The 25,453-nt window shown below is 41.1% G+C and carries 28 protein-coding genes and 3 tRNA genes; 10 read left to right on the plus strand and 21 right to left on the minus strand.

Going from position 1 to position 25,453, the window contains the following annotated elements:
• Positions 1–206 precede the first annotated feature (206 nt).
• Positions 207–638, plus strand: coding sequence for a VOC family protein (locus ACM0OP_RS10345; protein WP_414528329.1), 432 nt, complete (start codon positions 207–209; stop codon positions 636–638).
• On the opposite strand, the gene ACM0OP_RS10350 is transcribed toward ACM0OP_RS10345, so the two are convergent.
• The gene (locus tag ACM0OP_RS10350) at positions 568–1,236 is read right to left on the minus strand and encodes an esterase/lipase family protein (RefSeq protein WP_414528330.1); all 669 of its coding nucleotides are present in this window, start codon (positions 1,234–1,236) and stop codon (positions 568–570) included. The genes ACM0OP_RS10345 and ACM0OP_RS10350 overlap by 71 nt on opposite strands.
• Before the next feature lie 378 nt (positions 1,237–1,614).
• Here ACM0OP_RS10350 and ACM0OP_RS10355 point away from each other — a divergent pair, with 378 nt between their 5' ends.
• The 3 genes from ACM0OP_RS10355 to ACM0OP_RS10365 all read left to right on the plus strand — a co-directional run bounded on the left by ACM0OP_RS10355 (position 1,615) and on the right by ACM0OP_RS10365 (position 2,890).
• The gene (locus ACM0OP_RS10355) at positions 1,615–2,097 is read left to right on the plus strand and encodes a hypothetical protein (RefSeq protein WP_414528331.1); all 483 of its coding nucleotides are present in this window, start codon (positions 1,615–1,617) and stop codon (positions 2,095–2,097) included.
• Between the two features lie 342 nt (positions 2,098–2,439).
• Complete coding sequence (locus tag ACM0OP_RS10360; RefSeq protein WP_414528332.1) at positions 2,440–2,631, plus strand: IS200/IS605 family accessory protein TnpB-related protein; 192 nt, start codon at positions 2,440–2,442, stop codon at positions 2,629–2,631.
• Positions 2,632–2,719: 88 nt separating this feature from the next.
• On the plus strand, positions 2,720–2,890 hold the full coding sequence (locus ACM0OP_RS10365) for a zinc ribbon domain-containing protein (RefSeq protein ID WP_414528354.1): 171 nt from the start codon (positions 2,720–2,722) through the stop codon (positions 2,888–2,890).
• Here ACM0OP_RS10365 and ACM0OP_RS10370 read toward each other — a convergent pair.
• The 4 genes from ACM0OP_RS10370 to sir all read right to left on the minus strand — a co-directional run bounded on the left by ACM0OP_RS10370 (position 2,885) and on the right by sir (position 8,052).
• Positions 2,885–3,955, minus strand: a complete 1,071-nt coding sequence (locus tag ACM0OP_RS10370; protein ID WP_414528355.1) for a tetratricopeptide repeat protein — start codon at positions 3,953–3,955, stop codon at positions 2,885–2,887. The genes ACM0OP_RS10365 and ACM0OP_RS10370 overlap by 6 nt on opposite strands.
• A 272-nt stretch (positions 3,956–4,227) precedes the next feature.
• On the minus strand, positions 4,228–4,944 hold the full coding sequence (locus ACM0OP_RS10375; protein WP_414528333.1) for a 16S rRNA (uracil(1498)-N(3))-methyltransferase: 717 nt from the start codon (positions 4,942–4,944) through the stop codon (positions 4,228–4,230).
• A gap of 6 nt (positions 4,945–4,950) precedes the next feature.
• Positions 4,951–5,997, minus strand: coding sequence for a TIGR00341 family protein (locus ACM0OP_RS10380; RefSeq protein WP_414528334.1), 1,047 nt, complete (start codon positions 5,995–5,997; stop codon positions 4,951–4,953).
• Positions 5,998–6,135: 138 nt separating this feature from the next.
• Positions 6,136–8,052, minus strand: a complete 1,917-nt coding sequence (gene sir / locus ACM0OP_RS10385; protein ID WP_414528335.1) for a sulfite reductase, ferredoxin dependent — start codon at positions 8,050–8,052, stop codon at positions 6,136–6,138.
• A 90-nt stretch (positions 8,053–8,142) separates the two neighbouring features.
• Between sir and ACM0OP_RS10390 the strand changes: the two genes are divergently transcribed.
• Positions 8,143–8,418, plus strand: a complete 276-nt coding sequence (locus tag ACM0OP_RS10390) for a hypothetical protein (protein ID WP_414528336.1) — start codon at positions 8,143–8,145, stop codon at positions 8,416–8,418.
• Positions 8,419–8,483: 65 nt separating this feature from the next.
• Here the strand turns inward: ACM0OP_RS10390 and ACM0OP_RS10395 are convergent, their stop codons facing one another.
• A complete protein-coding gene (locus ACM0OP_RS10395; protein WP_414528337.1) occupies positions 8,484–9,020 on the minus strand; it encodes an outer membrane beta-barrel protein in 537 nt (178 codons plus the stop codon).
• Between the two features lie 557 nt (positions 9,021–9,577).
• Between ACM0OP_RS10395 and ACM0OP_RS10400 the strand changes: the two genes are divergently transcribed.
• Positions 9,578–10,525 (plus strand): ADP-ribosylglycohydrolase family protein, encoded by a 948-nt coding sequence (locus ACM0OP_RS10400; RefSeq protein WP_414528338.1) that lies wholly within the window; start codon positions 9,578–9,580, stop codon positions 10,523–10,525.
• A gap of 78 nt (positions 10,526–10,603) precedes the next feature.
• Here ACM0OP_RS10400 and cutA read toward each other — a convergent pair whose 3' ends face one another.
• The 4 genes from cutA to ACM0OP_RS10420 all read right to left on the minus strand — a co-directional run bounded on the left by cutA (position 10,604) and on the right by ACM0OP_RS10420 (position 13,603).
• Positions 10,604–10,930, minus strand: coding sequence for a divalent-cation tolerance protein CutA (gene cutA, locus ACM0OP_RS10405; RefSeq protein ID WP_414528339.1), 327 nt, complete (start codon positions 10,928–10,930; stop codon positions 10,604–10,606).
• Positions 10,931–10,935: 5 nt separating this feature from the next.
• Positions 10,936–11,937, minus strand: coding sequence for a transposase (locus tag ACM0OP_RS10410; protein WP_414528356.1), 1,002 nt, complete (start codon positions 11,935–11,937; stop codon positions 10,936–10,938).
• A 17-nt stretch (positions 11,938–11,954) separates the two neighbouring features.
• Complete coding sequence (locus ACM0OP_RS10415) at positions 11,955–12,806, minus strand: hypothetical protein (protein WP_414528340.1); 852 nt, start codon at positions 12,804–12,806, stop codon at positions 11,955–11,957.
• Between the two features lie 137 nt (positions 12,807–12,943).
• On the minus strand, positions 12,944–13,603 hold the full coding sequence (locus ACM0OP_RS10420; RefSeq protein ID WP_414528341.1) for an Npun_F0813 family protein: 660 nt from the start codon (positions 13,601–13,603) through the stop codon (positions 12,944–12,946).
• Positions 13,604–14,043: 440 nt separating this feature from the next.
• On the opposite strand from ACM0OP_RS10420, the gene ACM0OP_RS10425 reads away from it, so the two are divergent.
• Positions 14,044–14,116, plus strand: a tRNA-Arg gene (locus ACM0OP_RS10425).
• Positions 14,117–14,453: 337 nt separating this feature from the next.
• Here ACM0OP_RS10425 and ACM0OP_RS10430 read toward each other — a convergent pair.
• The 10 genes from ACM0OP_RS10430 to ffh form a co-directional block, all read right to left on the minus strand.
• A tRNA-Thr gene (locus ACM0OP_RS10430) sits at positions 14,454–14,525 on the minus strand.
• Positions 14,526–14,610: 85 nt separating this feature from the next.
• Positions 14,611–14,696 (minus strand) — tRNA-Tyr (locus ACM0OP_RS10435).
• Between the two features lie 77 nt (positions 14,697–14,773).
• Positions 14,774–16,594, minus strand: coding sequence for an ABC transporter ATP-binding protein (locus ACM0OP_RS10440; protein WP_414528342.1), 1,821 nt, complete (start codon positions 16,592–16,594; stop codon positions 14,774–14,776).
• An 86-nt stretch (positions 16,595–16,680) separates the two neighbouring features.
• A complete protein-coding gene (locus ACM0OP_RS10445) occupies positions 16,681–17,460 on the minus strand; it encodes a DUF6816 family protein (protein ID WP_414528343.1) in 780 nt (259 codons plus the stop codon).
• A gap of 48 nt (positions 17,461–17,508) precedes the next feature.
• Positions 17,509–18,489, minus strand: a complete 981-nt coding sequence (locus tag ACM0OP_RS10450; RefSeq protein WP_414528344.1) for a hypothetical protein — start codon at positions 18,487–18,489, stop codon at positions 17,509–17,511.
• 229 nt (positions 18,490–18,718) lie between these two features.
• Positions 18,719–19,126 carry a ChuX/HutX family heme-like substrate-binding protein gene (locus tag ACM0OP_RS10455; RefSeq protein WP_414528345.1) on the minus strand — a complete coding sequence of 136 codons (408 nt, stop codon included), beginning with the start codon at positions 19,124–19,126 and terminating at the stop codon, positions 18,719–18,721.
• A gap of 108 nt (positions 19,127–19,234) precedes the next feature.
• Positions 19,235–20,188, minus strand: a complete 954-nt coding sequence (locus ACM0OP_RS10460; protein ID WP_414528346.1) for a PhoH family protein — start codon at positions 20,186–20,188, stop codon at positions 19,235–19,237.
• Positions 20,189–20,343: 155 nt separating this feature from the next.
• Entirely contained in the window at positions 20,344–20,802 is a 459-nt protein-coding gene (locus tag ACM0OP_RS10465; protein WP_414528347.1) for a KH domain-containing protein, read from the minus strand.
• Positions 20,765–21,025, minus strand: coding sequence for a 30S ribosomal protein S16 (gene rpsP, locus ACM0OP_RS10470; RefSeq protein ID WP_414528348.1), 261 nt, complete (start codon positions 21,023–21,025; stop codon positions 20,765–20,767). Before rpsP ends, ACM0OP_RS10465 begins: the two co-directional genes overlap by 38 nt.
• 83 nt (positions 21,026–21,108) lie before the next feature.
• Complete coding sequence (ffh, locus tag ACM0OP_RS10475; protein WP_414528349.1) at positions 21,109–22,569, minus strand: signal recognition particle protein; 1,461 nt, start codon at positions 22,567–22,569, stop codon at positions 21,109–21,111.
• Positions 22,570–22,696: 127 nt separating this feature from the next.
• On the opposite strand from ffh, the gene ACM0OP_RS10480 reads away from it, so the two are divergent.
• Both ACM0OP_RS10480 and ACM0OP_RS10485 read left to right on the plus strand, forming a co-directional pair.
• Positions 22,697–22,819 carry a hypothetical protein gene (locus tag ACM0OP_RS10480; protein WP_414528350.1) on the plus strand — a complete coding sequence of 41 codons (123 nt, stop codon included), beginning with the start codon at positions 22,697–22,699 and terminating at the stop codon, positions 22,817–22,819.
• A 101-nt stretch (positions 22,820–22,920) separates the two neighbouring features.
• A complete protein-coding gene (locus ACM0OP_RS10485; protein ID WP_414528351.1) occupies positions 22,921–23,553 on the plus strand; it encodes a Uma2 family endonuclease in 633 nt (210 codons plus the stop codon).
• Between the two features lie 23 nt (positions 23,554–23,576).
• On the opposite strand, the gene ACM0OP_RS10490 is transcribed toward ACM0OP_RS10485, so the two are convergent.
• The gene (locus ACM0OP_RS10490; protein ID WP_414528352.1) at positions 23,577–24,044 is read right to left on the minus strand and encodes a GNAT family N-acetyltransferase; all 468 of its coding nucleotides are present in this window, start codon (positions 24,042–24,044) and stop codon (positions 23,577–23,579) included.
• Between the two features lie 295 nt (positions 24,045–24,339).
• Between ACM0OP_RS10490 and ACM0OP_RS10495 the strand changes: the two genes are divergently transcribed.
• A complete protein-coding gene (locus ACM0OP_RS10495; protein ID WP_414528353.1) occupies positions 24,340–25,443 on the plus strand; it encodes an ATP-binding protein in 1,104 nt (367 codons plus the stop codon).
• Positions 25,444–25,453: the final 10 nt, after the last annotated feature.

The raw sequence follows: 25,453 nt of genomic DNA on the forward strand, positions 1-25,453 counted from the left end.
CTTTCTTGATGTGTTAATCGTATTAGAACTAACTCCACAAACATCTTCACTAAGATATAAGCTGAAATTATCTAAAACTGTGTGCAAATTGACCACAAACAATATTTGGGTCAGAAATTTATATATAGCAGTGTGAAAACTTTTTAAAGTTAAAGCGGTAGTATGATCTACTAGATTGAAGTGCATACCGCCATATCAATATAGCTATGAGCCAAACTTTATTTCATCTGGCGTTTCCCGTCACAGATATCCCCCAAACCAAAGCATATTACGTGGATGGACTCGGCTGCATTCCGGGGCGTGAAAATCCTCAAGCTTTGATTCTGAATTTCTACGGTAATCAATTGGTAGCCCACGTCACCAAGGAAAATTTAGTACCCCAACGAACTATATACCCTAGACACTTTGGGCTAATTTTCACCCAAGAATATGAGTGGGAAGACTTGCTACAAAAAGCACAACAGCAGAAACTGGGTTTTAGAGAATCACCTAAACACCGCTTTGTGGGTTCTGCGTTAGAACATCGGACTTTCTTTTTAGAAGATCCCTTTTACAACCTGATGGAATTTAAATATTACTCCCACCCAGAGGCAATTTTTGGTAGTTCTCAGCATACCCAAATTGGCGACCAGACCTAACTGGTTCAGCTAAAGTAGATGCTACTGCTGCCAAACATCTAGCATCGGTCAACATCCAAGAGTGCAGCACAACTGGTATTACTATTTCTTTTCCCAGTGGCATTTGTGAACTAGCTGGCGGAACTATCATCAAATCATAGGGTGTCCAGATAGAGGTAAAATTTAAATCCTCTAATATCATGGCATCAGCATTTAAATTTTGGATAAATTCACTATGGCGGCGCATTTGCACACATCCAGGACGGGGAGAAGCATAAGCTGTCACAGTGCCATGATGAGGAGAGGAAATGGTGATAAATCTCTGGACACGGTTAACTCCTCCTAGTCGTTGAACATAGTAACGAGTCACAATTCCGCCCATACTGAAGCCAATCAAATCAATATGTTTGTCTGGGGGAAAGGTGTTAACAATATAATTAGCTACTTGCTGTGCCAAAATATCCAGACCCACAGCACCATTATTAGGAACCAGATTCAAAGTATGAACAGACCAACCTAATTTCCGTAAATAAGCGGTCATCTGGTTAAAAACCGCTCCTGTATCATCAATACCATGTATTAATAACACGGAATTGCGCTGTTGGTTTTGAGTATTCATTTGCCAATTGTGCCTGCATTAACAAGTCTGTCATATATCTAACTGAGTATGATGATGGCTGGAGAATCCGCTATGACAGTTCTCTCACTGGTTGAGAAATTAGGAAAATAACTTTCTATGTTAATTTTAATTAAGCAATATCTCAGAATCTTGCTCTTAGACACCATAAAATTTCATAATTAACTCTTGATCTCTAACGGTTGCGCGTGCTTGCGTTCAAGAGTTAAGACTATTTACCCTGTGGTTTTAGTACAATATTAATTAAGTAGGTAATTATAACGTTTGTCACCCCAATATCATAGTTGGTGCAAAGAAATGTAATATACTGCCTTTTTTGTACGCCAGGGTAAAAAATATATAAATACGGGAGAAATTCTGATGTTCGGTTTTATCAAAAAGTTAATCACAGGTATTTTGGGTTTCATCACTGGGTTGTTACCAAGAAAGAAAGATAATAGCTATTATTTGCAGTTAGATGAATCTGGGGATAAAGTAGCACCAGTAGCACCTGCGCCAAAGGTTGTAGAAAAAGAGGTATCCCCAGCACCCACAAGCAATGGAACAAAACCTGCAACTGCAACAGCAGTGGAAGCGCCTGCGACTAAACTGAGTCAAGTCAAAGAGTCCAAAAATGGCAAAGCATCCAAAAATGGCAAAGCTGCTAAAAATGGTAAAGCTCCTGAAGCTCAACCTGCTACAGCACCAGCCGCAACATCCAATGGTGTAAAAACACCACCTACTGAAACTACATTTGCACCCAAATATCTGATTCCTTCTGCTTCTGGTTCTAGTCGTCGTCGTCCAGGTGCGAATATGACTTCTTACCTAGATATGGCTCGTCAAATGAAAACCTCTAACTAAGGTAAAATTAGGGAAGTTAAGTATGGAAATTTGTACTTAGCTTCCCGGAGAGTGATTAATGGGGTTACTAAACAACACTAAATACTCTAACAATTACTCACTTTTCCTCACTTTCTTTGACAATCCGCGAATCAGCTCACGCATGACATCGGTCTTAGTCCTTGATACTTGCTTGCAGTAAGCCTCTAGCCAATCTAGTTCTTCCTGCGGAATCCTTATTGTTAATCTTCTTTCGTCTTTCATTGTCTGCTAATATGCTGTACAATAAATCCATGATAATAGGATTTAAGACAAAACTCAAATTAAACAACAAGCACCGCACTGAACTTCCGTAAAGATACATTGCATAAACTCACTACTTATCTAGCCAAGAACCACGGCACGGTAGCAATCGAGGATCTAAATGTGTCTGGAATGATGGCGAACAGGAAGGTGGCTAAAGCAATTGCTGACATGGGGTTCTACGAGTTTCGTCGTCAGCTAGAGTACAAAACCAAACTCTATGGGAGTGAATTGGTGGTAGTTGACAGATAGTTCCCCAGTAGCAAAACTTGCTCCCATTGTGGAGTCAAGGTGGAGTCAAGGTGGAGTCAAGAAAGAATCTCTGTCCCTCAAAGAGCGTGTGTTCATCTGTTACCATTGCGGGTTTGAATGCGACAGAGACTTGAACGCAGCGATTAATCTCAAAAACGCGGCGAGTCATGCCGTGTCAGCTTGTGGACTGGTTAGTGCCGACACTGCCAGGATGAAGCAAGAAAATTTCAGTTTGTTTGCAAACGTTGGTAAATTATGAACGGTTCAAAAATAATAAGCCACTATATAAATGAAATGCTGGGTCCCAATTAGTCCTTTCCCTTCTAAAGAGGGTAATATGAGGCTGAATGTTCTCCAGCACTTCTATTTGGTCTAAGACTGTCTCTGCGAAAGATGTGAAATTTGACCAATTTTGAACTTGTGGGATTTGTGATGACATCCATTCCATTAAGCTATTCCAATTAATTGTGATCGTATTTTCGCTAGATTTATCTGTCATTTCTATACCTTCCTGAAATTCATAGCCGTGATCATAAAGTCGGAGAATGCAATTTCTACTGGGTAAATGTAAATCACAAAATTGAGCATAGTCTTGGGTTTGAGTTTTTCGTTCTAATCGACGACGATTGTCAAAGTCTACAACTTGCTCAAAAATGGGTAAAAGTCCTAGCACTTTGGCTGTGACTTCTGACCAGTTAAAGGTGAGGGAACCGAGTTGATTTTCTGGGTTGCTACAAACGATGGTAGGTTGTGGCTGTGCTGCGGAAAAATATTTGATTTGAAAAACTTGGATGGGCTTGATTGCTGCTATGCTCATCCAAAAGCAAGGAATCCCGGCTTTTTGTAGCTGTTCTCCATAAAATTGCAGTTCTCCTACTGGTCCACTACGATATACTCGCCAACTGCGACTGGGTAGCACTAGTCTGGCGCTGTAGCCATCTATTTGCATGATCTGAGCAAATTTTGGCGCTAGGAGAGTTTTTAACTCGGTGGTTAAGGGTTCTAGTATTAATACCCCTAGCTCGGCGCTATGGGGTGCGGATGTGGCTTGAGATATGGCGCGTTGTCGTTCTTCTTGCTCGATGTCTTGGAGTTGTTGTAAACCTTGACGAGCTTGGGTGAGTATTTTGGTGTTGTTGGTATTTCTGAGCAGTTGACGATAAACTTTTTCGGCTGCTTGGCGTTTGTCTGATACTTGATGCAGTTTTCCTAAATAAAGTTGCACCCAAGGATTTTCTGGGGTTGTTTGTAATAGTTGTTTGAGTAGTTTGGCGGCTGTGTGATAATCTTTACGCTCAAAGGCGCTGGCAAGTTCTTCTATCATGGCACGCTGGGAAGATGATGGATAACCGATAACCACATCAATAGTAATTCCTAATTTGGTGGTCAGGAACGGTGGAATTTCTAGTTTATTTATAGCAACCGCCAAGAACGTTAGGACATAAACTGTTAGACACCGAAAGGCTTTTTCCCCACTCCCCATAAGAAGCAAGGGAGCAGGGAGCGGGGGGGAGTTAGAAATTACTGGACACGGACGGCACTTAACAACCTTTCCTCTTCTCCCTTGCACCCTGCCCCCTGCCCCTCTACCTCTTCCTACTCCCCAACTATATTTTCTGAAATTGCGGAAATTAGTGTTAATGCTACGACTGGTGCTGTGACTGCTCGCAAGATGCGACGACCAAGGGATACTGGTTGAAATCCTGATGCGATCGCATTTTCAATTTCTGCTTCAGTCCATCCCCCCTCTGGGCCTGTAGCAATGACAATTTCTCTACTGTCAGATTTGACTACGCTGTGGAAATGGGGATAATGGCCACGGGCTTCACAAATATAACGGTGAGTTGCTGTACTGGCTGTGATAGCAGTGTTAAAGGCTACGGGTGCTAATATTGTGGGGACGAAAGCTCGTTCTGATTGTTCGGCGGCTTCTGTGGCTATACGTCGCCAACGTTCCAGCTTTTGGGGACTGGGATTTAGTAAGGTGCGATCGCTCAATACTGGCGTAATACAAGTTACACCTAATTCCGTAGAATACCTGACTATATCATCAAAGCCGTTTTTAGGTAAGGCGACTATAAGGTTAATTCCTAAAGATAATTCCGTTTCTACGGTGAGGGGTTCTAATATCTCGGCTTGTTCTATTTGTAACTGAGACAACCACCATTTACCCTGGCCATCCATAGCAATGAAGCGATCGCCTGGACGTAACCGTAACACTCTGGTGAGATAATGTTGTTGCTCTTGTGTCAGGGTAATCAAATTTGCTTGAATTTGAGACGGTGCGATCGCAATTCGTTGTAGTTGCGCCATACTAATTTAACTACCTAAATTCGGGGCTGTAAATTCTTGGATAGGAATTACCCGTACATTTAAGGTTAACGGTTGTTTTAAACTTTCCTCCAGAAAATCCCTGACCAGATTTACCTGAGTTTCAGAAATTGAACCAACCGGAGCTGCTACTTCTAGTTCAACTATCAAGAAATCTTCCTGTCGCTCCACTTGAATGCTGCGGATATCTTGACTAGAAAATGTCAAAGTTCTGCGATAGAGCAAATACTCAATACTGCGACGTGTGCGCTCTTTTAACAGCAGATTTTCTAAAGAAAATCCCAAGGGTAAGCCCAAAATAATGATTGCAGCGATTGATAAAATTAAACCTTGACGCGCCCTTTCTACAGAACCATAATTCTGTGCTAGAAAGACCAGCGCGCCACTAAAAATAATTCCGATTAAATTTGTCAAAAATAATAAAGCAGCACCAGTTGTAACCGACTGTGAACCTATAGCAATGCCAATTCCAGTTACGCTCAAAGGCGGAACTAGAGCTACAGCGATCGCCACTCCCGGTAAAGCATCAGCAACACTACGGCGTGATTTTGCATAAGCACCAGATGCACCGGCGGCTAGAGCTACGGCTAAATCTAGTAAAGTGGGAGTCACTCTACCCCAAATTTCTGTACCAAAAGTTTTTATCCCAACCATTCGCGCAATCACTATTGCGGTGACAACAGTTAAAATAATTCCGGTGATGAGAGTAAAACTGGAACGTTTTAAAAGACGCTGATTTCCTACAGCCATACTATAGGCGATCGCAATTATCGGACCCATCAAAGGCGCAACTATCATCGCTCCAATAATAGTAGCCGCACTGTTTGCCAGCAGTCCCAAAGTGGAGATAATCCCAGATAAAAACAACAAGATGTAAAAGTTTTGAGAAGAAACCGCTACTCGCCACAGGCTGCGATTCAGTGCAGCTACAGGAATGGGTTTTTCCTGTAACCAATGCCACTCACCAGAGTTACTCTCCTTAAGATTGGTGAGCCATTTTTTTCCCCAACTACTAATTTGATTAATTAACCACATTTAGGGAATAGGAAATAGTTGATTAACCAAACATGATATCAATAGAATCTGATACTTTCCCCAAGTAATCAATAAAATAGAACCTACTCCCGATATTACAATAGAGAGTAGGGGAAAATGTCGGCAAAAAAGTGGGATTTAGGAAAGATTCTGGAAGTACGCTTCTAGGGCTGCATTCACCAACTCCGTCATGGGTCGGTTTTGCTCATTGGCTGCTTCTTTGAGCTTGAGATATACTTCATCCTTAATACTTACCCGATGGCGAGATTTACTGATAGCAGTGGTTTGGGGTTGATAAGTCGCCGCAAATTCCCGCAGAGCATCAAAACCCAGGCGATCGCAAAAATCACCAAAGCTTTCCTCTAATTTACGAAAATTCTTAAAGTAAACAAAAATTGGCTCTAAGAAACTTTCTATGTCGTTATGATGTAGCTTTTCTGTATAGGGTTGGGCTAATCTTGTCTGATCTGGGGAACCTCCCAGCCAAACTTGATAAGATTCAGGAGCGCTACCCACAAAAGCTAATTCTGCCATGTAAGGACGAGCGCAACCATTTGGGCAACCTGTCATCCTTACCACAAAATGCTCATTCTGTAAACTAAGTTTATCTAACAAGGTGCGAATCCGGGCTAAAATCCCTGGGATAGCTCTTTCTGATTCAGTAATAGCCAAGCCGCAGGTAGGTAAAGCGGGACAAGCCATTGCATAACGTACTAGCGGTTCAATGGTATTGGGGTCATCAACGATACCGCAACGCTGCAAAATCTCTTGAATGGCTGACTTGTTTTCTGGTTCGATGTCGTAAAAAATTACATTGTGGTGGGGTGTTAACCGGATGGGTAAGTTAAATTGCTCAACAACTTGCCGTAAAGCAGTTTTCAGTTGGAAAGAACCTTCATCTTTAACCCGACCATTATCTACAGAAATTCCTAGAAATAACTTACCATCACCTTGTTCCTGCCAACCCAGGAAATCTTGATATTTAAACTCTGGTAATGGTTGGAAGAGGGCGAGTGGTTTACCGAAATAATCTTCTACTTGAGTGCGGAATTTATCTACACCCCATTCATGAATTAAATATTTTAACCTAGCATGACGGCGGTCAGTGCGATCGCCATAATCCCGTTGAGTAGCGACAATGGCTTTGACTAAATCGTAAACATCATCTTTATCCACATAGCAAATCTCGTCAGCTATTCTGGCAAAGGTTTCTTCTTTATTATGTGTTCTGCCAAAACCACCCCCAGCAAACACATTAAATCCTGATAGTTCTCCCCGTTCATTAGTCATCACCACTAAAGTCAGGTCTTGGGAATATAAATCTACAGAATTATCACCGGGTACTGTGACGCTAACTTTGAATTTGCGGGGCATATAGTGAGTGCCATAAATCGGCTCTTCACTGTTATGGATAATTGTACCTGTACCGTTGCGCTGTCGTGCAGCCTTTACTTCTGGGCTTTCTTCGCCACTAATTATTTTTTCCCCATCTAACCAAATTTCGTAATATGCACCGGTTTGAGGTGTGAGCAAATCAGCGATATTATTGGCATATTCCCAGGCGTACTGGTAATCACGGCGATTTTTAAAGGGAGCGGGTGGAGCCATGACGTTACGGTTGAGATCACCACAAGCGCCCAAGGTGGAACCCATATTTTTGACTATAGTGGCGATCGCCGCCTTGAGATTCTTTTTCAAAATCCCATGCAACTGAAAACCTTGGCGTGTCGTGACTCGTAACGTGTGGTTTCCGTGTTCATCAGACAACTTATCTAAAGCCAGATACAGCTGCGGTGGTATAAAGCCACCAGGATTTCTTGTCCGCAGCATAAACTGATAATCTTTCTCCTGTCCCTTAAGACGATTATCGCGGTTATCCTGCTGATAGGAACCATGAAACTTCAGTAGTTGTACTGCTTCTTCCGTAAAATGAGTTGTATCCTCCAGAATTTGGGTCGCTACAGGTTCCCGTAAAAAATTACTTTTTTCCTTGATACCTTCTACTTTAGAAGGCTTGTCACGATTGGCGATTGGGGCAGGAGCAGATTTAACCATCAGAATTGTTATATTATTCTCAATAAGGAGTCGGTGAACGCCAGAAGTAGTGTCCGGCTAATGATTTCCGGTTATCCGGTCGGAAATAAGATGAATAATTTAATTTTAACACGCCAAAAAGCCGGCTTTATCAGTGATCTAACACTTCATAAAACCGACTTTTATATATTATGCCTTATGGCGAGTTCTAATTCGGGCTTGCTGGAAAAGTCTTCTGGTAGGGAACGGGGAACGGGGAACAGGGAACAGATGTTAAATACCAGATTTTTTAGCCTTATAGCCCTCCTTGCAAATTTTTTACAAGGTAAAAACCTGAAAACATCAATAAATCTAGGTTTTTCCTTTATTCAGCAAACCCTAATTTAGAACCAGAGGAGAAGTTTGCATCAACATAAGCGGAACTTCACTCTCTCCTCTGTTCTAATTTTTGTCTAACGGAAGCGATAGCCGACACCACCATTAATGCTGACAGCAGAAGCGGGGCTATTTTCGTAGGCGCGGATTCCCACTTTTGCATTGGTATAGAGTAGGAAATTATTAGCAACTTCGGATTCTACCCCAGCACCCAGTACCACACCATTTTTGTTACCAAGAGGAGTGGGTGAGCCATTTTGCTCTACAAAAGAATAACCACCAGTCACATAAGCATTAGTGCGATTGGCAATGGGTATGTCATAGGAAACTTCTGGAATAATAGAGGTGGTCTCATCACTCCACAAAACATTACCCCGTGCAGACACTGGTGTATTGCCTAATTTTAGACGACCAGTAAGATTACCACCAAAAGTAGCAGCATCACCGTTTTGTCCACCATTAGTCACACCAGCCGCCACACCAGCGCCAAAATAACTAGCATCTGTACCTCTTTGTACTTGAGCAGAAGCTTGACCTGCATTCATCATCAGAGGCAGAATTACTAAAGAAGAAAATGCAGAGATTCTGAGTAAAGACTTGAGGATATTTTTCATAACTTTGAACCAACTTTTTAAGTTTTGCTTTATAGATTCAATGTCGAAAAGAGTATAAAAAGGTTCCAGATAATTTTCTAATTTTTTTTTGCAACCTTGTGATCATTAATGCCCATATTTTCAGGTGTATTAAAGTCACTTATATCTGCAAAAAAGTTCCCATACTACATATATAGGACTACTATTTGATTATTGAATAAACACGTAGGGTGTGTATAGCGCAGCGTAACGCACCATCATTAAGGCTTTGGTGCGTTACGGATTCATCCTAACGCACCCTACGATACTGCAAAAAAGTTCCAATACCACATATATTGCAATAATCAGAGGATTTATTCTGTGCAGATAACAAGCTGATCATTAAAGTGGTCAGTTAAAAAAGTGGCACAAACCTAAATGTCAAGTTTCCCGAATATATCACAGATAAAATGGGGCATTAATACCCGTTATTATGCCCTTTCACCTATGATCAAATAAAAGGCTGTAGCAGCTATGGCAACAAGCTTGAGAGGGAATCTATAAAGTTAAGTTTGAGTAATTCTCATGGAGAGTGAATAATGCTAACCGCTACAAAAACGTTATCTGGTTTGATGGGTTTATGTGTCGGTGATGCGTTGGGTGTACCAGTTGAGTTTACTAGCCGAGCGGAAAGAGTCAAATCTCCGGTAACGACAATGCTAGGTTATGGTACATGGAATCAACCGCCGGGAACTTGGTCAGATGACAGTTCGTTAACATTTTGCTTGGCAGAAAGCTTGTGTAGAGGATATTCTTTGGATGCGATCGCCAATTCTTTCTGGCGCTGGTATAAGCAAGCCTATTGGACTCCCCGTGGCCAGTTATTTGATATTGGTCATACTACTCATGAAGCAATTATGCGCGTCAAACAGGGGATTGTACCTCATCAGGCAGGGGGTAAGGTAGAAAATAGTAATGGTAATGGTTCTTTGATGAGAATTTTACCGATGGCTTATTGTCATCAAAACATAACTTTTCCGGAGTTAATCGGACGAGTACATGATGTTTCTGCTATTACTCATGGTCATCCGCGATCGCAAATGGCCTGCGGCATTTATATTAGTATTGCCGTAGCCTTACTAGAGGGCGCTAACCTAGAAACAGCTTATTTACAAGGATTAGAAAAAATTCAATCAATTTATTCTCAGCAGGAATATATTTTAGAAAAGCGGCACTTTCGCAGAATATTCAGTGGTGAAATAGCCAACATCCCAGTGGAAGAGATTAATTCTGGTGGTTATGTGATTGATACCCTAGAATCATCGCTGTGGTGTTTGTTAAATAGCTGTTCTTACTCAGAGACAGTCCTGAAAGCCATCAACTTGGGTGGAGATACAGATACCACTGCGGCTGTGACCGGGGGACTAGCAGGAATTTACTACGGAGTAGAAAATATTCCCCAAGAATGGATCAACAAAATCGCCCGTAAACGAGACATTATTAACTTAGCTAAACGTTTTGCCGCAGCCATTAACGCTAAAATTTAGCCCACCCCCTCCCCTAGTCAAATTAAAAGTTGTGAAACTTGTGTTGACACCGTAGGTAGTTAGGAGGGGACATAAGGGCTAATGCTTAACTTGTTCAGAAATCCATTGCAAGTAGGCTTGCGAACCTGCCACAATCGGTAAGGCGATAATTTCTGACACTTCGTAGGAATGGAGTTCCCTGATTTTTGCTTCCAAAGCCGAGAATATTGCCAAATCAGTCTTAATTAGCAACTGCCATTCATACTCTTTGTAAATTTCTCCTTGCCAAGCATAAATGGAATGGATGGGTAACAAACTCACACAAGCAGCTAATTGAGCTTCCACAAGGGCATTGGCAATGGTTTCAGCCTCCTGCTTGTTGGCAGTTGTCACCAGCACTACACCATAATCAGCAGGTATCTCCATAACTTTTAAACCATAGACAGAGAATAAACCTGACCATCAATCAACAATCGCGTAATGCCCTTAGCTTGCAGATGAGTACTAGCTTTTTGTAGCACTTTACTGTCAGGAACCTTAATCACGCGATCGCGCTTAGTTGAAAACCGCTTTGCAACTCGATGGTTATCAAAAATTGGCAAAGTTTTTTGCAGAGTTTCCAAATTAGGAATTTGTCCCAAGTCACCAAAATCCTTCAGTGGTCGAGTAATTAACTCTGAGGATCTATCGATTACCAAATAGCAACTTTTCGGTAACTGTGCAGATGAGAAAGGTAAGACTTGAACTGGTGCTTCACTCACCGTGCGTCTTGTAACTAAAGGTGTGGCATCATCTAAGTCTTCTTCCTCGTCCTCGTAATCATCCTCGTAATCGTCCTCGTCCAAATCATCCTCCAAATCTGACAAGTCTTCTGACTCATCTAGCAAGTCTTCTCCCAGGATGTGGGCGATAACATTTGCTTCCGGATGCTCCTCTTTTAAAATTGGCCCAGAAATACCAGCAACTTCTGGCGGATTAGGTTCGACTATTTCTACGCGTTTAACTGCACGTAACTTGGGTTTTTCCTCTGCGGAGGAACGTCGCCGGACTCTTCTGATCGAGTCCCTCGATTCCTCCTCTGACTCTGCCTCCTCTGGCTGAGATGCTGTCACCACTGGCGGCGGAGGTGCAATGTCTGGTAGCTTTAAGCGAGGAGTGACTTTTTCCGGCTGTGGCGGCGCTTTCTCTGGCTCTAGTTGAGTTAACAAAGGAACTTGGTCATAACTAACCTGCGCCCTGCCTTCAGGAGTCCTAGCGGCACGTTTGAGAGAAACGAGATACTCGTATTCATCTTCTGGTAAAGTGCTTTTGAGCAGGCGACTAATTGTTGAGTTACTCACGCCATAGCGTTCTGCCAAAGTTGAGGTTGTTTCGGCAGTTTCTCGATATAACTTCAGAATTTCTTGTTTGTCAGGATCTGTTAATTTTCTCACGGTAGACACCAAATTTTCTAAGCTCGTTTGCGCCCGCGCTCCCGCCGAGTTCGGCTCAATGATGCCTCATGTTCTAAGACAGCGCCCATACCAAATAAAACTCCACTAAATACCCAAAACACTTCTAGTATCTCCCCACTTTGATAGTTTGGCCCTTGAGCATATTTAAACCACATATCTGCAATGTAGAGCGAAAATGCGGCCGCTGCAATCATTCTCCAAGACTGGGCAACTCTTCCCCCCCAAAAAGCTAGTAACAAGGTGGTAGCAATAATTAGCAAAACTACATCGCTAACTACGTAAAACCAATTCAAGCCAGCAGCTAGCGGATCAGGATTCACCTCTTGCTGCTTAGAAATCCACCATGCTAACAGGCTACCGAGTACAGCAATTGCCGATACCACCAGCAATTGCCATTTTTCTAAATTTAGTCGTCTGGAAGCTACAGCTAAAATCATGCCTACGCCAAGGGAAATATAAGTCAGGACAAAAAAGATATCGGCATAAGACACATCTGGTTCTTCATCTAAAATGATTTCTGTGTAACCGAAAACTATCCCTCCCAGCAGATAAGAAAACATCCCAATCGCAATTGCGAGCCAAATATTGCGGCTACTGATAATTTGTGGGCTACGCCAATTCCTCAAGCATAAAACACCAGCACCCAAGTAAGCTAAACCTTCAAAAATATTTGTACCAAACACATACCAGTCGGCACGGCTTTCTACACCATCTGCTCCAGGAACTTTGGCACTAAATAATAGAAAGTATAACAGTGCCAGCACAGCCCAGCCAATGCCAGCTAAAATTAGGTTGCGATTACTGAAAATCGATTGATCACGGTAGGTTTTGTCGTAGGAACTACTCATAAAAACTGACTATGTAAATGCACTCAACAGTATTTTTGTGTTTGGGACTGTGTAGGAAGCAGTTTATCTATCCAGTGATACATTTGTTAATCATGAGCATCACGGTCAGTAGGGGTACTTTTCCCACACTTGTCATGCTATTGCCACAGTTTACTCAGTGATGATTCATTTAGCCAAGTTATAAACAGCGATCGCTCTGCTTCTGGCATATCTTGTAATGTATCAGTAACTTCATGGGCAAAGTTGGTATTACCAAAATATGTTTTTCCCAGTTTATGTAATTCTTCCAAGAAAATAATTAGTTGATTTTCTGGCCAAGGAGGAATTTTCCCTGAATTTAGGGGATTGTTTGTGAGCAAATTCTGGACTGCTTCGAGGGAAGATGTCTCCGGAAATTGTCTCTGTTGTAGAAATTCAGCAATTTCTTTCTCAAATAGTGCTGCTTGGCGATTACCTAATAACTCCTCAATGTCGAAATAGACTGCTTGCAGTAGCAAAAGACTTCCTTGAATATAAATTTCTTTCTTACCATGGCCACCTGTGTCATGATCTATTTGGTCTAAGCGAACTTTCCCCCAGACGCTAAAGCGATCTGGTTCTTCTAGTAAGACACAAGCTTTACCCCGATTATCAGTTAATTCTCTCCACAACGCTCTAGCATCTTCTTCTTCGCTAGCTTTGAAGACGCTAATCAAGCGAAAGGTTTGCCCCTGATAATTGAGGATCGGCACTTGCTGATCCCGTTTTGGGTGCTGAATACTCGATATTTCAACATCCTGCCGTTTGAGAATAAACATGGCACTAGCAAATAACTCCTCACAGGGGCTTTGTGGATAATGCGATCTTATAGTCGTGATTCAGTCACATCGCTAAGAGTGCGATTACTTAGTGTGTCATAGAGTTGAGCGTTGCGATCGCCACAAGCTCACATCTAGTAAAACCCCAGAGGCATTTATAGCAACCGCTAGGTTGATTAGGACAGAACCAGATAATGAAACTTTTACAGTTAGAGAGTTTCCAGACTGTTCCCTGCTACATATCAACACACAAATCACCTACTGAGAACACAATATAGCTAATCAATAGCCCATTTACTGCCTTTTTACTGTAAATCAATTAACTAGCGACTTGAATCATACCCTTGCTAGTGAGCAATCTGCAATTTTTATTTGCTTCTTAGGACAAGATCAGGGTATAATTGATTAGATATCCGGTTAAATAACCATGATATTATTTTGGGCGCGTAGCTCAGTGGATAGAGCCACGGATTTCTAATCCGTTGGTCGCAGGTTCGAACCCTGCCGCGCTCGTTGAATCTTGATTAAATTCCCCAGATAAAGCACTCAACTCTATCTGATCACGGTTATCTTTTGTTATACGGTGAATTTTTCTGCTATCAGCTACGTATATAGTCAGATAGTTTTGTTTACCTGCCCAAAGTGGTATTGGTAGTCTCATAGTTAATCTACCTTGAAATTATTTAACACTGGTTTATCCTTCAGATGCCTTATTTAGCCTATTCATCTCTTTTGACTACTTAAAGTATTACATTTTACCAGAATAATAGTCAAAACAGAAACCAGTAAGTGCATCCTTCCATCTACATCAAAGAATGAAAATTTAGATGCAATTCTAGTTAAAAAAATAAGCCCGTGACGAGGATTGAACTCGTGACCTCACCCTTACCAAGGGTGTGCTCTACCACTGAGCCACACGGGCGGAAACAAGATTTATTTTTGGAGTTATGAGCTATAAAGCAGTGAATTTACCGATCACCAAGAATTATAGCTCATGACTTGAGAAGTGGTGGGCCGGGCTGGATTTGAACCAGCGTAGGCGCTAGCCAACGGATTTACAGTCCGTCTCCATTAACCACTCGGACACCGACCCATTTGTTTCACGATTACTAACGTTAGCACCAACTTTTAGAAATTGCAAGCTTTTTCCTAAAAATCTTTTGATTTAATCTAGATCAGTAATTCTCCCGTTTCTTGGAGGGAGTGCAAGCGGCGGTAAATTCCCTCATGAAGCAAGAGTTGATCATGGCTACCCACTTCCGCAATTCGGCCTTGATCGAGAACTACAATTTGGTCAGCTTCCCGGACAGTACTTAAACGGTGAGCAATGATAATTGTGGTACAAGTCCCCTGAATTGAGCGCATAGCTAATTGAATAGCCCGCTCAGACTCGTAATCTAAACTAGAAGTAGCTTCATCAAAAATCAGCACATCTGGTTGTACTAGCAACGCCCTAGCAATTCCTAAGCGCTGTCTTTGTCCTCCAGATAACCTCACACCACGTTCCCCTACAACGGTGTAATAACCTTGGGGGAGGTGTGACATCACTTCATCTACTCTGGCGATTCTACAGGCCTCCTTGACCTGTTCTAGAGTTGCATTTGGTCTGCCATAGGTAAGGTTATCCAATATCGTACCGTTAAAGATATCCACTTCTTGGTGAACGATCGCCAGCCTGCGCCTATATTTACCTACATCCAAAGTGCGAATATTTTGACCATCAATCAAAATTTCACCTTCTTGGGGTTCAAAATACCGCAGCAGCAGTTTGACTAAAGTAGACTTACCAGAACCGGAACGCCCAACTAACGCCACGGTTTGATATGGTGAAATCACCAAGTTAATATCGTGCAAAACTTGACGGCTATGATCATATCCAAAACTGATATTTAATAACTCAATTTTCCCCGTAAATTTATAAGGTAATTCTCCTGGCTTTGGTTCCTCTAAAATATCAACGCTATCTGCTGCAATTGGTGCTTGCAAAAATTCGTGAAACCTTAACATTGAAGAATAGCGACGGGCGAAAACTTCTGCTAATGTGCTAATCGGTTCCAATTCGGCATAAGCCATGCTAGAAAGAGTTAAAGTCATGACAAAGTGACCGAGAGTAATTCTTCCATCCACCGTAGCGGCTAAAGTTAAACCCAAAATTGTAAACACACAAAACTGAATTACAGCCTTTTGCCAAGTCACCAATCTGACATAACCTTTATGGATGCGATAATCAACAACAGTAAACTCCCTGTCTAAGCGTTGCTTTTGTCCCTTGAGTTCCTGAAATTCTGTAGCAAAGGCTTTGACTGTTTTGATATTGGTAATCAATTCTGAAGTGCGGCTTTCAGTGCTTTCCATATATTTATCCAAGCGACTTTCGTGCCAAATTATCCGCCGTAAAGTCTTTAAACTAAAGGCGAGGATAAATACAAAAGAAATCAGATATAAAACCGCAATTCGCCATTCAATCAATAAGATAAATCCAAAAATTCCCAGTACACGAAATAGTTTAGGAATCAACTGTCCAGCAATTTCAGGATATGTCCAAGTATGATTAGCCAACCCTCTAGCTATTCGCCCAGAAATGCGTCCGGGGTTATTTTCATCATAAAATTCTAGAGGGAGGGTGAGAATTTTAGCTATGGCTGCTTGGGCTTGATTTCGACGCGCCCTTAAGGGTATATCCCAGTGGAACCACACGGTTAGCCAAGGCTGTGTAGGGGCTTTGACGACAGTAACTAGGAATATTAAACCCAACAATACACCCAATGATATAGTTTGATTAACTGGGTAATTGATCAGGTTTGCTATGGTGGCGATCGCACTTTGTAATGGTTTATCCAGAGGTTGATTAGACAAAACATTTAAAATTTGCCCAATCCCGTAAGGAACAACTAAATCAACAATTTCATAAATGCTAGAGACAGCAATACTAAAAAAACTCAGCTTCCAGTCAGAATGAAAGTAATTAACAATATCTCTAAATTTGGCCATGATGCACACTGTCCAAGAGCGCAAACTTAACTTGGAATCTACATACTACATAAATACTACAAAATAGTCAAGGACTGGCAAATAAATCAATCTTCAGAAGTAGGTGAAAATTCCAAGCGATAGCGATAGAGGGCGACTGGATGAGAACCTGCACTAAAGTAATCTGGATCTTGGGGTGATAAATAAACAGCAGTTACTTGATCTGCAATAATTGTTGGATGAGATGTAAAAAGGTGATGATATGCGGTAGTAGATTCAACTACATTGAAATAAGGACGTGTACCGCCTTTAAATAATTGTTGAAATACTTCGGCGGTGATGAATTGGCTATTAGAATTAGTTTCAGTAGCACGTGCAGTAATGATAGAAACTAATTGGCGATCGCCAGGTAAAAGGGTAATTTGTCGATTAGGTGATTCTGGATCTACTTTGACTGATAATACACCTGCTTCACCTAAATAAGCTCTAGCTAAATTTAAACTATTAAATACTCTATCTGCGACTAAATTGGACTTAGCAATTTTAGGGATGAGTTTTAACCCAGTAATCAGGGGTTTTTCTGGAATAAAACGCACTAAAAAACTCACAGGTTGATTTAATTGTTGGCGATTGGATTCAAATCCAGGGGTGACAATATCCGGTGCTAAAGGTGCAACTAAATCTACCAATGTGCTTGTCACTTCCCATGAACCACTAAACCAGTCAGGATAAACTAAATCGCCTTCAGCAGGTTGTACGGAAGTGAGTTGTTCCCACTGGGGAAAATTTGCTAGGCGTTCGGATAATTCTCCGGCTTGTGCTTCTCCATTTACTAGGAACAATATAAGTATTAAGAAAAAACTCCAAAGTCCTGTGATATAAAACATAAAATTACTGTTTAAGTTTGTCCAAAACACAACTTGGGACAGATATGCCTATTGCACAACAGGGAAATTCATAAACTGACGTAAGCGATCGCTCACTAGGTTAGCCCGGATTTCAGCGCAAGTAGTCTTATTTACATTTAATTCTTCACTCAAAAACTGAGCAACGGGTAGTCTCTTACCATTAATTGTCACTAAGTTAACTCGATAACAGTATGTTCTCTTGGCATGATCTTCTTCCATAGTTTCTGTTTCTACAGTTGCAATATCTTTAAATGTGTATTCTCCCAAACATTTACCTAATCGATGGGTGGTGATTTTACCGTTTGATTCAAATTTCCAAACGTCTAACCCCCAATCGGTGAGAACTAAATTTTCAGGTAGATTCAGTAACTGACTAAGACTAACTAACAGATCGTCAATTTGGGTTAATTGGTCATAAGTTTGGTAGTAAAGAAGCACAAATTTACCCGAAGGAGTTTTTAATTTTATCTTTACTAAATCAGCAAAAGAACTTTCAATTGCGACACTAGCACTACTGGGAAGTGTCAGCATCAGTTCTTGCACTTCTGATATCAGGTAAGTAGCCACGCGCTGACCAAGAGCAGTCTTTGTGCAGATAGAAATCTGATTTGTTGCTTGCTCAATGCTGCAAGTCGTCAGAGTCACCGTCAGCCAAGCGGACAAAAACAATATTGAACCCAATCCGCCAATCCAAGCAACTCCAATCGACACTAGCAGGGTATTTCCTGGTATGACTTTAGTGGTAGACTGAGGCTTTGATGTTGTTTGGTTGTAGGATTCACTATGAATGGGAATACCTAAAAATGCTTGCTTTTTTTCACAGTGAAGTAAAGTTAAACCTAGAGGCTGACAAGCAATCGTCTGAGGTAAAATTGGTATCCCTAACCAAATTGGTACTAAACCGGGAAGCAGCATCAGCAAGGGAGGTATCCAACTTCCTTTGCGGCGCAAGTCTTGCTGAGTAACAATTTTGTTAGGCAAAGATGCAATAATTTTCCATTCGTCCATATAACTCTACTTTTGGCGGAGTGAGTAACTAACTTTACTTAAATTACCCAAAATCTTTGCCTAATTACCAAGATTAAATTTCTTTATTCAGAGATTATATTTTCTTAATCAGGTTCCGTGGACACTACCTTTTAACACAAAATATCAAGATTATAAACCTTTGCCGTTGCTAACCCGCTTTTACATTCAGGCAAATTGCCATATAAAATAGGGAAAATTAGCCATTAAATCACATGGTTTCTATGGGTATGGGTTGCCAAATTTCTCCATACTCTTGCTTTAAATTTTGCCAAGCTTCGACTTGTCCGGGTTCATATTCTCCGGGTTTACCCCATTGCAAAAATAAACTTAATGCCACTTCTTGTTGTTCATCTAAAAAGCGAATAGCATAAGTAGTGAAATTACCTCTTTTGGCTTGACCTAGTTCAAATTTCACTTCAGTAATTTTATCCATATTAAAGTGAAATTCAAAGCCTTCTGTGTGCAGATTGGCATATTTACCTTTTAGCAATTCGGCATAAAATAGTTTTTCTATTTTGCCCCGGGCTTCTAATACAGCAGCGCTGCTAGTAACAATGATGCGTAAGGTTCCTAAGTTTTCACAAGCTTCTAAAAAGTCTTTCAAATTCTTAGTCATAATTATTTATTCCTGGTTTATTTATAGTTGGGGTCTGGGTATTGGGTATTGGAAACTAAAAATCTTCTCCCCCTGCACCCTGCACCCTGCTCCCCTACCTCTTCTTAACTATCTTTCATATCTTTCATAAGCGGCGACAATGCGCTGAACTAAAGGATGGCGAACCACATCTTTTTGGGTAAATTCACAAAAGCCGATACCTTCAACGTTTTTGAGAACTTGTAAGGCTACGGCTAGTCCGGATTTTTGGTTTATGGGTAAATCGGTTTGTGTGGTGTCACCTGTAATTACCATCCGGGAACGGAAACCCAAACGGGTTAAAACCATTTTCATTTGGGCGGGTGTGGTATTTTGGGCTTCATCAACGATGACAAATGCATGATTGAGGGTACGTCCTCGCATATAGGCTAGGGGCGCAACTTCTATGACACCACGTTCCATTAAACTGGGGACTTTTTCTTGATCAATAAATTCATAGATGGCATCATAAAGGGGGCGGAGATAGGGATTAATTTTCTGTTGTAAATCTCCGGGAAGAAAGCCGAGTTTTTCCCCTGCTTCTACAGCTGGACGGGTTAATATGAGCTTTTCTACTTGATTATTCAGCAGTGCTTGCACAGCAAAAACTACGGCGAGATAGGTTTTACCTGTTCCGGCTGGGCCTATGCAGAATGTGAGATCACGCCTGCGGATATCGTTAATGTATTGTTTTTGGCGAAAGGTTTTGGCACGGATTTCTTCCCCGCGACGAGTTTTGGCGAGGACATCTCGCTGTAGTTCCTGAAGTTCCTGTTGGCGATCGCTATCTAGGGCTTGGCGAGCTGTTAAAATGTCAGCACTGGAGATAGTATTGCCCTTAATCCAGATAGCTTCCAGCGATCGCACTAATTGACTAGCTAGATTAATTTGGGCTTCTGTACCACTAATATGTATTTCCTGTCCACGCAAAACTAAATTAGCCCCTGTTTGTTGGGACAGGAGTTTAAGATTTTCTTCTCTATCACCGGCGAGAGCGATCGCACTGGGAATATGAGGCAGCTGAATAATTAAGGCATCTGCCATAAGTATTTATGAATAAATTTCTGTAGTACAGTTTTTGACAACAAAGCTAATTTCTGATCACAACTGTTTAATAATTGGCTGAAATATCTGAGCGGGAATAACCACAGCAATTCGGTGTAGCTTAGTGTCCACCGCTCAGACTTTCTCTTGGTTAACTATCGAAGTCGGGGTTTAACAACAGGTCTGGGTATATCTACAGTTTTGTCACGAGTTTTGGGTTCTGGCGATGGCATTACCCTTACTGGTGTAGGCGATCGCTCTTCCTGGTCGTCATCAGAAGAAATTCCCTCTCGTCCCAAAGTATTACTACCGTACATATCCAGATATACTGATTGTCCAGCGACTTCAGCAGCAGCTGCAATTACCGTTCTGATAGCCTGAATATTGCGTCCCCCTCGACCAAACACTTTCCCCTTATCTTTGCTTTCAAAGGCGATGCGAATCCAAACTCGTTTAAGTGTGTGAGAAAATTCACAATCAATACTTAAAGTCTCTGGAGATTCTAAAAATGGCTGCATCAAAAACTGCACTAGCCCAATGTAGTTAGGACTAGCTTTTGGGGATACGATACTGGTATTAAGATGCGTTTGTGGCACGGACCTGTTCAAAAACATTGGCTTTTACTAAAATGCTGCGGACGGTATCAGTAGGTTGAGCGCCTTGTTGTAGTCGCTTGACAATACCGGGAACATCTAGTCGTACTTCATCAGTTCTGGGGTTGTAAAATCCCAACTCTTCTAGGGGACGGCCATCGCGGCGAGCCAGATTGTTAATAGCAATAATGCGGTAACTGGCTTCCCGCTTTTTGCCGAATCGCTTCAAACGCAATTTAATCATGGTTGATGAATAACTCTCCTACTGGTTTTTTGGTACTGAAATGCTCATTCTAGCACTTGCCTAGCATTTGCTGCTATCAATCATTAAAGAGTTCCGAAACCCTTCTTTTTCTTCTCTTTGCTCTTTTTCTTTTTGGGATTAACGGGGGTATTGTAGCCGCGCCATCCTGGGGCTGAGGGACGATTATCACCGCCAAAAGGATTACCCATACCGCCGCCAAACATTCCTGGCATTCCCGCCGGCATTTGACCTTGACCCATTTGCTGCATGAGAGTTCGCATTTTTTGGAAGTCGGCCACCAATTTACTCACATCTGTCTCTCTGTAACCAGAACCTTTAGCAATGCGCCGCCGCCGACTGGGGGAACTGGCTAATAAATCTGGGTCTTGGCGTTCTTGGCGGGTCATGGAGTTAATCATGGACTCGCAGCGCTTAAGTTGAGTTTCTCCCTGCTTCAATTGGTCATCAGAAATCTTGTTCATGCCGGGAATCATCTTGATGATGCCGCCCAGGGAACCCATATTTTTCAGCATCCGCAGCTGTTTGACAAAATCATTAAAGTCAAACTTAGCGGAGAGGATTTTATCCTGCATTTTTTCGGCATCAGCCAGATCAAATTCTTCCTGGGCTTTTTCCACCAAGGAAAGCACATCACCCATGCCCAGAATCCGGGAGGCCATGCGATCGGGATAAAAAGGTTGTAGAGCTTCGACTTTCTCGCCCACACCCACAAACTTAATGGGCGCGCCTGAAATTTGTCGGACTGACAGCGCCGCACCACCACGGCTATCACCGTCTAATTTGGTCAAAATCGCCCCGGTAATGCCGATTTTATCGTGAAAGGTGCGAGTAAGATTTGCCGCCTCTTGACCAGTCATAGAGTCAACGACTAGCAAGGTTTCATGAGGCTGGACAGTAGCTTTAATCCGGGCTAATTCCCCCATCATCTCTTCGTCAATTTGCAGACGACCAGCCGTATCAATAATTACTGTATTTACACCTTCTGCTCTGGCACGTTCTACACCTTGGCGGGCAATTTCTACAGGGTCGGCATCGCTGCCCAAATCAAACACTGGGACGTTAATTTGCTTTCCTAATGTTACCAGTTGGTCAATAGCGGCGGGACGATATACGTCTGTTGCTACTAACAAACAGCTCCGATCTAATTTGCGTAAATGTAAGGCTAATTTAGCTGTGGCTGTGGTTTTACCAGTACCTTGTAACCCAGCCATTAAAACAATTGTCGGCTGTTCTTCAGCTTCCGCCAGGGGAACGTTTTCTTCCCCCATTACCTGTACTAATTCATCGTGAACAATTTTGATAAATTGCTGGTCAGGGCGGACACCAGCCAAGACATCGGCTCCTTGGGCTTTGATTTCGACTTCGCTAATAAAATCTTTAACTACCTGGAGATTAACATCTGCTTCCAATAAAGCCCGCCGCACTTCCCGCAAAGCGTCTTGAATATTGGATTGAGAGATTTTGTCCTGTCCCCGTAGTTTCTTCCAGGCACTTTCTAAACGATCAGATAAAGCATCAAACATAATGTAATTACAGGTAATTCGCCAATGAGTCAGCCGGAAGCGCCCAGGCTCAAAGTTTCTGGGGCGATTCAGAATTTTCGGTAAAATTTTAACGTGCTATTTACAGCTTAATAGTTTTCAACGCGAGTTGAGCAACCAGATACCGACGATATCTCAATTTATGGTGAGGTTAATTGGTAGAGGTTTTACTTTTAGCGATCGCCAAGCCCGTGATCAACTAGATTATGTACCAATTATAACTCGTAGATAAGGGTTAAAAGAACTCAGTCATAGTCACACATAGTAAATTACCACAGGCATTTCCCTCATTGATCAATTACAGTGAGGGTAAAAAGAGATTATTAAATAGCTATGATTAGTAACACTCTGATTCAACCTACAGAAATCGTGCATTTATCAGGTATTAGTTGGCAAACTTATGAAAATTTACTCACCGAACTTAGTAGTAGTCGCCGTCTACGACTTACATATAATCGTGGGAATTTAGAAATTATGGTTCCCTCCCCTGAACACGAAATTTACAAAAAAGTCTTGGGTCGATTTGTGGAAACTCTTGCTGAAGAATTAGAAGTGCGGATTGAACCCCTTGGTTCTACTACTTTTAAACATCCAGAATTAAGTGGTGCTGAACCAGATGAATGCTTTTATTTAAAAAATGTCAATTTTATTAAAGGTAAAAAGAGAATTGATTTACAGCAAGATCCGCCACCGGATTTAGTAGTAGAGATTGATATTACCAGCAGTTCTAAAAATCGCTTAGAAGTTTATGCTTATATGGGTGTTCCGGAAATCTGGCGATATGATGGCAATGATTTTATCATCAATATTTTGCAAGATAAAGAATATATAAATGTTGCGCAAAGTTTAGCATTTCCTAATCTCCCATTAACAGAGATTTCTAAATTTTTATACCAGGTGGGAGAAAAAGATTATTTGGAATTAATTAAAGATTTTCGTGACTGGGTTAAAAGCCACATTCAATAAAATACTTTAGGAACATCAATCTATTAAATTTTCATCAGCATTTCCATAATGCTTACCCGAAAACCACAGGATTTAAATAACTGTCTGGCGCTGTCATTAGCTGCTACTGTATCTAGTCGAATTTGCTTAATTTCCATTTGTTTGTAGAGTTCAACAGTCAACTTGATTATCTGTGGTGCAATTCCTTTTCTGCGATACTCAGGTTCCACCCAGATATCATGAATAAAAGCAAATTCCTGTAAACTATAAATTGATATTTCTGGTTCTACTGTTGCTGCTAGAAATGCTACAAGTTTTCCTTCATCTTCAGCCACCAAAAATACGCTACGCTCTTTATGCAGCAGTCGGGTTAACCATTTTTCATAATACTGTTCTGGATGCAGTCGTAAACCATATTTAGCAGCATCCCAAGACTCATGTAAAGCACAAGTTTTGGCTAACATTGGTAAAACTGCGGGGACATCATCTATTGTGGCAGTGCGGATCAGCATCGGCTTTACTCTCTATGCTGGAAAATTGAATTTTTGCGAATTTCTGCCAGAGTTGCATCTGCCAAAAGGAGTTTTCTAATTATCAAGATAAATCTTCTCTGGCGATCGCGTCAAAACTTCACCAGGGTAGTGAGGAATTAGGTTCTGTAATAATTATAACTCGTCAATCAAGATTAAAATAACTCAGTATAAATATTTTAGATGCCTTTGCCTTGTATACTATTTTCTTTAGTGGTTTTCACAACAAGTAACAATAGTGTAATTTTGTGGCATCAAATCAAAAAAGAGGATAAATATGGCAGTTACCCTCAGAGCATCTCAAGAAGGCTTAAGAATTGTTGATTTAGCGAGAAAAAAGAAAAATTGGACAGCCAAATCACTGGTATGGTGTGAAATAGCTGACACATCAGAAGGAACATTAGGACGTTTTAGATGCGGAAAAGCAGTCAAGCAAGAGATTTTTATTAAAATTTGTGAAGCTGTAGGTATAAAAAATTGGGAAGATATTGTTGATAGCAACTGTTTAGCCATAGAAATTGATGATGATGAAGATGAAACAGAAACAACATCACATCTAGTCACTTGGAAACTAGAAAAAAAATATCAACAATTTATTGGACGTAGTGATGATTTACAGGAAATTCTCCAAAGACTAACATCAGAATATCAGCCCAAAATATTTAGTATTACTGGTATTGGAGGATTAGGTAAAACTGCTTTTTGTCATCAGTTAGTTACACAAGCTTATCAAGCTAACATATTCAATAAAATTGCTTGGGTGAGAGGAAAAATATATCAATACCAATCTGATGGTTTAGGAGCAGTTGAATTTAATCGTACTTTTCGTTTATCATTTGAAGATGCATTAAAAGAGATTGGTAAAGAAATTAAGTTACCCAATCATATATTACTACAACCAGATTTACTAAAGCAAGAAATTACTAAAATTTTCAACTCTTATCCTTGGTTAATAGTTATTGATGGGTTAGAAGATGCAGAAAGTCCCAAAATATTAGCACAAGAATTACAAACTATTTTAGGAAAAAGTTGTCTAATTATCACCAGTCGGCGAAAAATTGATGCTGATGTACAAGAATTAGCACTATCTAAATTAAATAAACAAGTATCACGGGATTTTATTGAAGTCGTTTCTCAAGAAAAGTATTTACCTAGTAAAAATCCTATATTAAAAGCAACATCAGGTGAAATTGATGCTCTTGTCAAGATTACGGATGGTATGCCTTTAGCCATGAAATTAGTAGTCAGTCAAGCTGGAAAATTAGATATAGATAGAATTATTCAACGTCTGCAAAATTTGTCGGAAGAACAACAATTATATGATTATTTATTCGAGGATACAGCGTTTCCGGCTGTTATGAGGTACAGTAGCAGCAATTAGCAAACCAGTT

The organism is Nodularia chucula CCY0103 (genome assembly GCF_963923915.1).
GTDB lineage: Bacteria > Cyanobacteriota > Cyanobacteriia > Cyanobacteriales > Nostocaceae > Nodularia > Nodularia chucula.

Coding starts and splice junctions, on each gene's coding strand:
- ffh (WP_414528349.1), bottom strand. CDS start 22,569: ATGTTTGATGCTTTATCTGATCGTTTAGAAAGTGCCTGGAAGAAACTA.
- ACM0OP_RS10455 (WP_414528345.1), bottom strand. CDS start 19,126: ATGACTAAGAATTTGAAAGACTTTTTAGAAGCTTGTGAAAACTTAGGA.
- ACM0OP_RS10400 (WP_414528338.1), top strand. CDS start 9,578: ATGCTAACCGCTACAAAAACGTTATCTGGTTTGATGGGTTTATGTGTC.
- ACM0OP_RS10355 (WP_414528331.1), top strand. CDS start 1,615: ATGTTCGGTTTTATCAAAAAGTTAATCACAGGTATTTTGGGTTTCATC.
- ACM0OP_RS10415 (WP_414528340.1), bottom strand. CDS start 12,806: ATGAGTAGTTCCTACGACAAAACCTACCGTGATCAATCGATTTTCAGT.
- ACM0OP_RS10380 (WP_414528334.1), bottom strand. CDS start 5,997: ATGTGGTTAATTAATCAAATTAGTAGTTGGGGAAAAAAATGGCTCACC.
- ACM0OP_RS10460 (WP_414528346.1), bottom strand. CDS start 20,188: ATGGCAGATGCCTTAATTATTCAGCTGCCTCATATTCCCAGTGCGATC.
- ACM0OP_RS10345 (WP_414528329.1), top strand. CDS start 207: ATGAGCCAAACTTTATTTCATCTGGCGTTTCCCGTCACAGATATCCCC.
- ACM0OP_RS10390 (WP_414528336.1), top strand. CDS start 8,143: ATGAATAATTTAATTTTAACACGCCAAAAAGCCGGCTTTATCAGTGAT.
- ACM0OP_RS10495 (WP_414528353.1), top strand. CDS start 24,340: ATGGCAGTTACCCTCAGAGCATCTCAAGAAGGCTTAAGAATTGTTGAT.
- ACM0OP_RS10395 (WP_414528337.1), bottom strand. CDS start 9,020: ATGAAAAATATCCTCAAGTCTTTACTCAGAATCTCTGCATTTTCTTCT.
- ACM0OP_RS10485 (WP_414528351.1), top strand. CDS start 22,921: ATGATTAGTAACACTCTGATTCAACCTACAGAAATCGTGCATTTATCA.
- ACM0OP_RS10420 (WP_414528341.1), bottom strand. CDS start 13,603: ATGTTTATTCTCAAACGGCAGGATGTTGAAATATCGAGTATTCAGCAC.
- ACM0OP_RS10370 (WP_414528355.1), bottom strand. CDS start 3,955: ATGATAGAAGAACTTGCCAGCGCCTTTGAGCGTAAAGATTATCACACA.
- ACM0OP_RS10450 (WP_414528344.1), bottom strand. CDS start 18,489: ATGGACGAATGGAAAATTATTGCATCTTTGCCTAACAAAATTGTTACT.
- ACM0OP_RS10350 (WP_414528330.1), bottom strand. CDS start 1,236: ATGAATACTCAAAACCAACAGCGCAATTCCGTGTTATTAATACATGGT.
- ACM0OP_RS10445 (WP_414528343.1), bottom strand. CDS start 17,460: ATGTTTTATATCACAGGACTTTGGAGTTTTTTCTTAATACTTATATTG.
- rpsP (WP_414528348.1), bottom strand. CDS start 21,025: ATGATTAAATTGCGTTTGAAGCGATTCGGCAAAAAGCGGGAAGCCAGT.
- ACM0OP_RS10375 (WP_414528333.1), bottom strand. CDS start 4,944: ATGGCGCAACTACAACGAATTGCGATCGCACCGTCTCAAATTCAAGCA.
- ACM0OP_RS10465 (WP_414528347.1), bottom strand. CDS start 20,802: ATGTTTTTGAACAGGTCCGTGCCACAAACGCATCTTAATACCAGTATC.
- cutA (WP_414528339.1), bottom strand. CDS start 10,930: ATGGAGATACCTGCTGATTATGGTGTAGTGCTGGTGACAACTGCCAAC.
- sir (WP_414528335.1), bottom strand. CDS start 8,052: ATGGTTAAATCTGCTCCTGCCCCAATCGCCAATCGTGACAAGCCTTCT.
- ACM0OP_RS10440 (WP_414528342.1), bottom strand. CDS start 16,594: ATGGCCAAATTTAGAGATATTGTTAATTACTTTCATTCTGACTGGAAG.
- ACM0OP_RS10490 (WP_414528352.1), bottom strand. CDS start 24,044: ATGCTGATCCGCACTGCCACAATAGATGATGTCCCCGCAGTTTTACCA.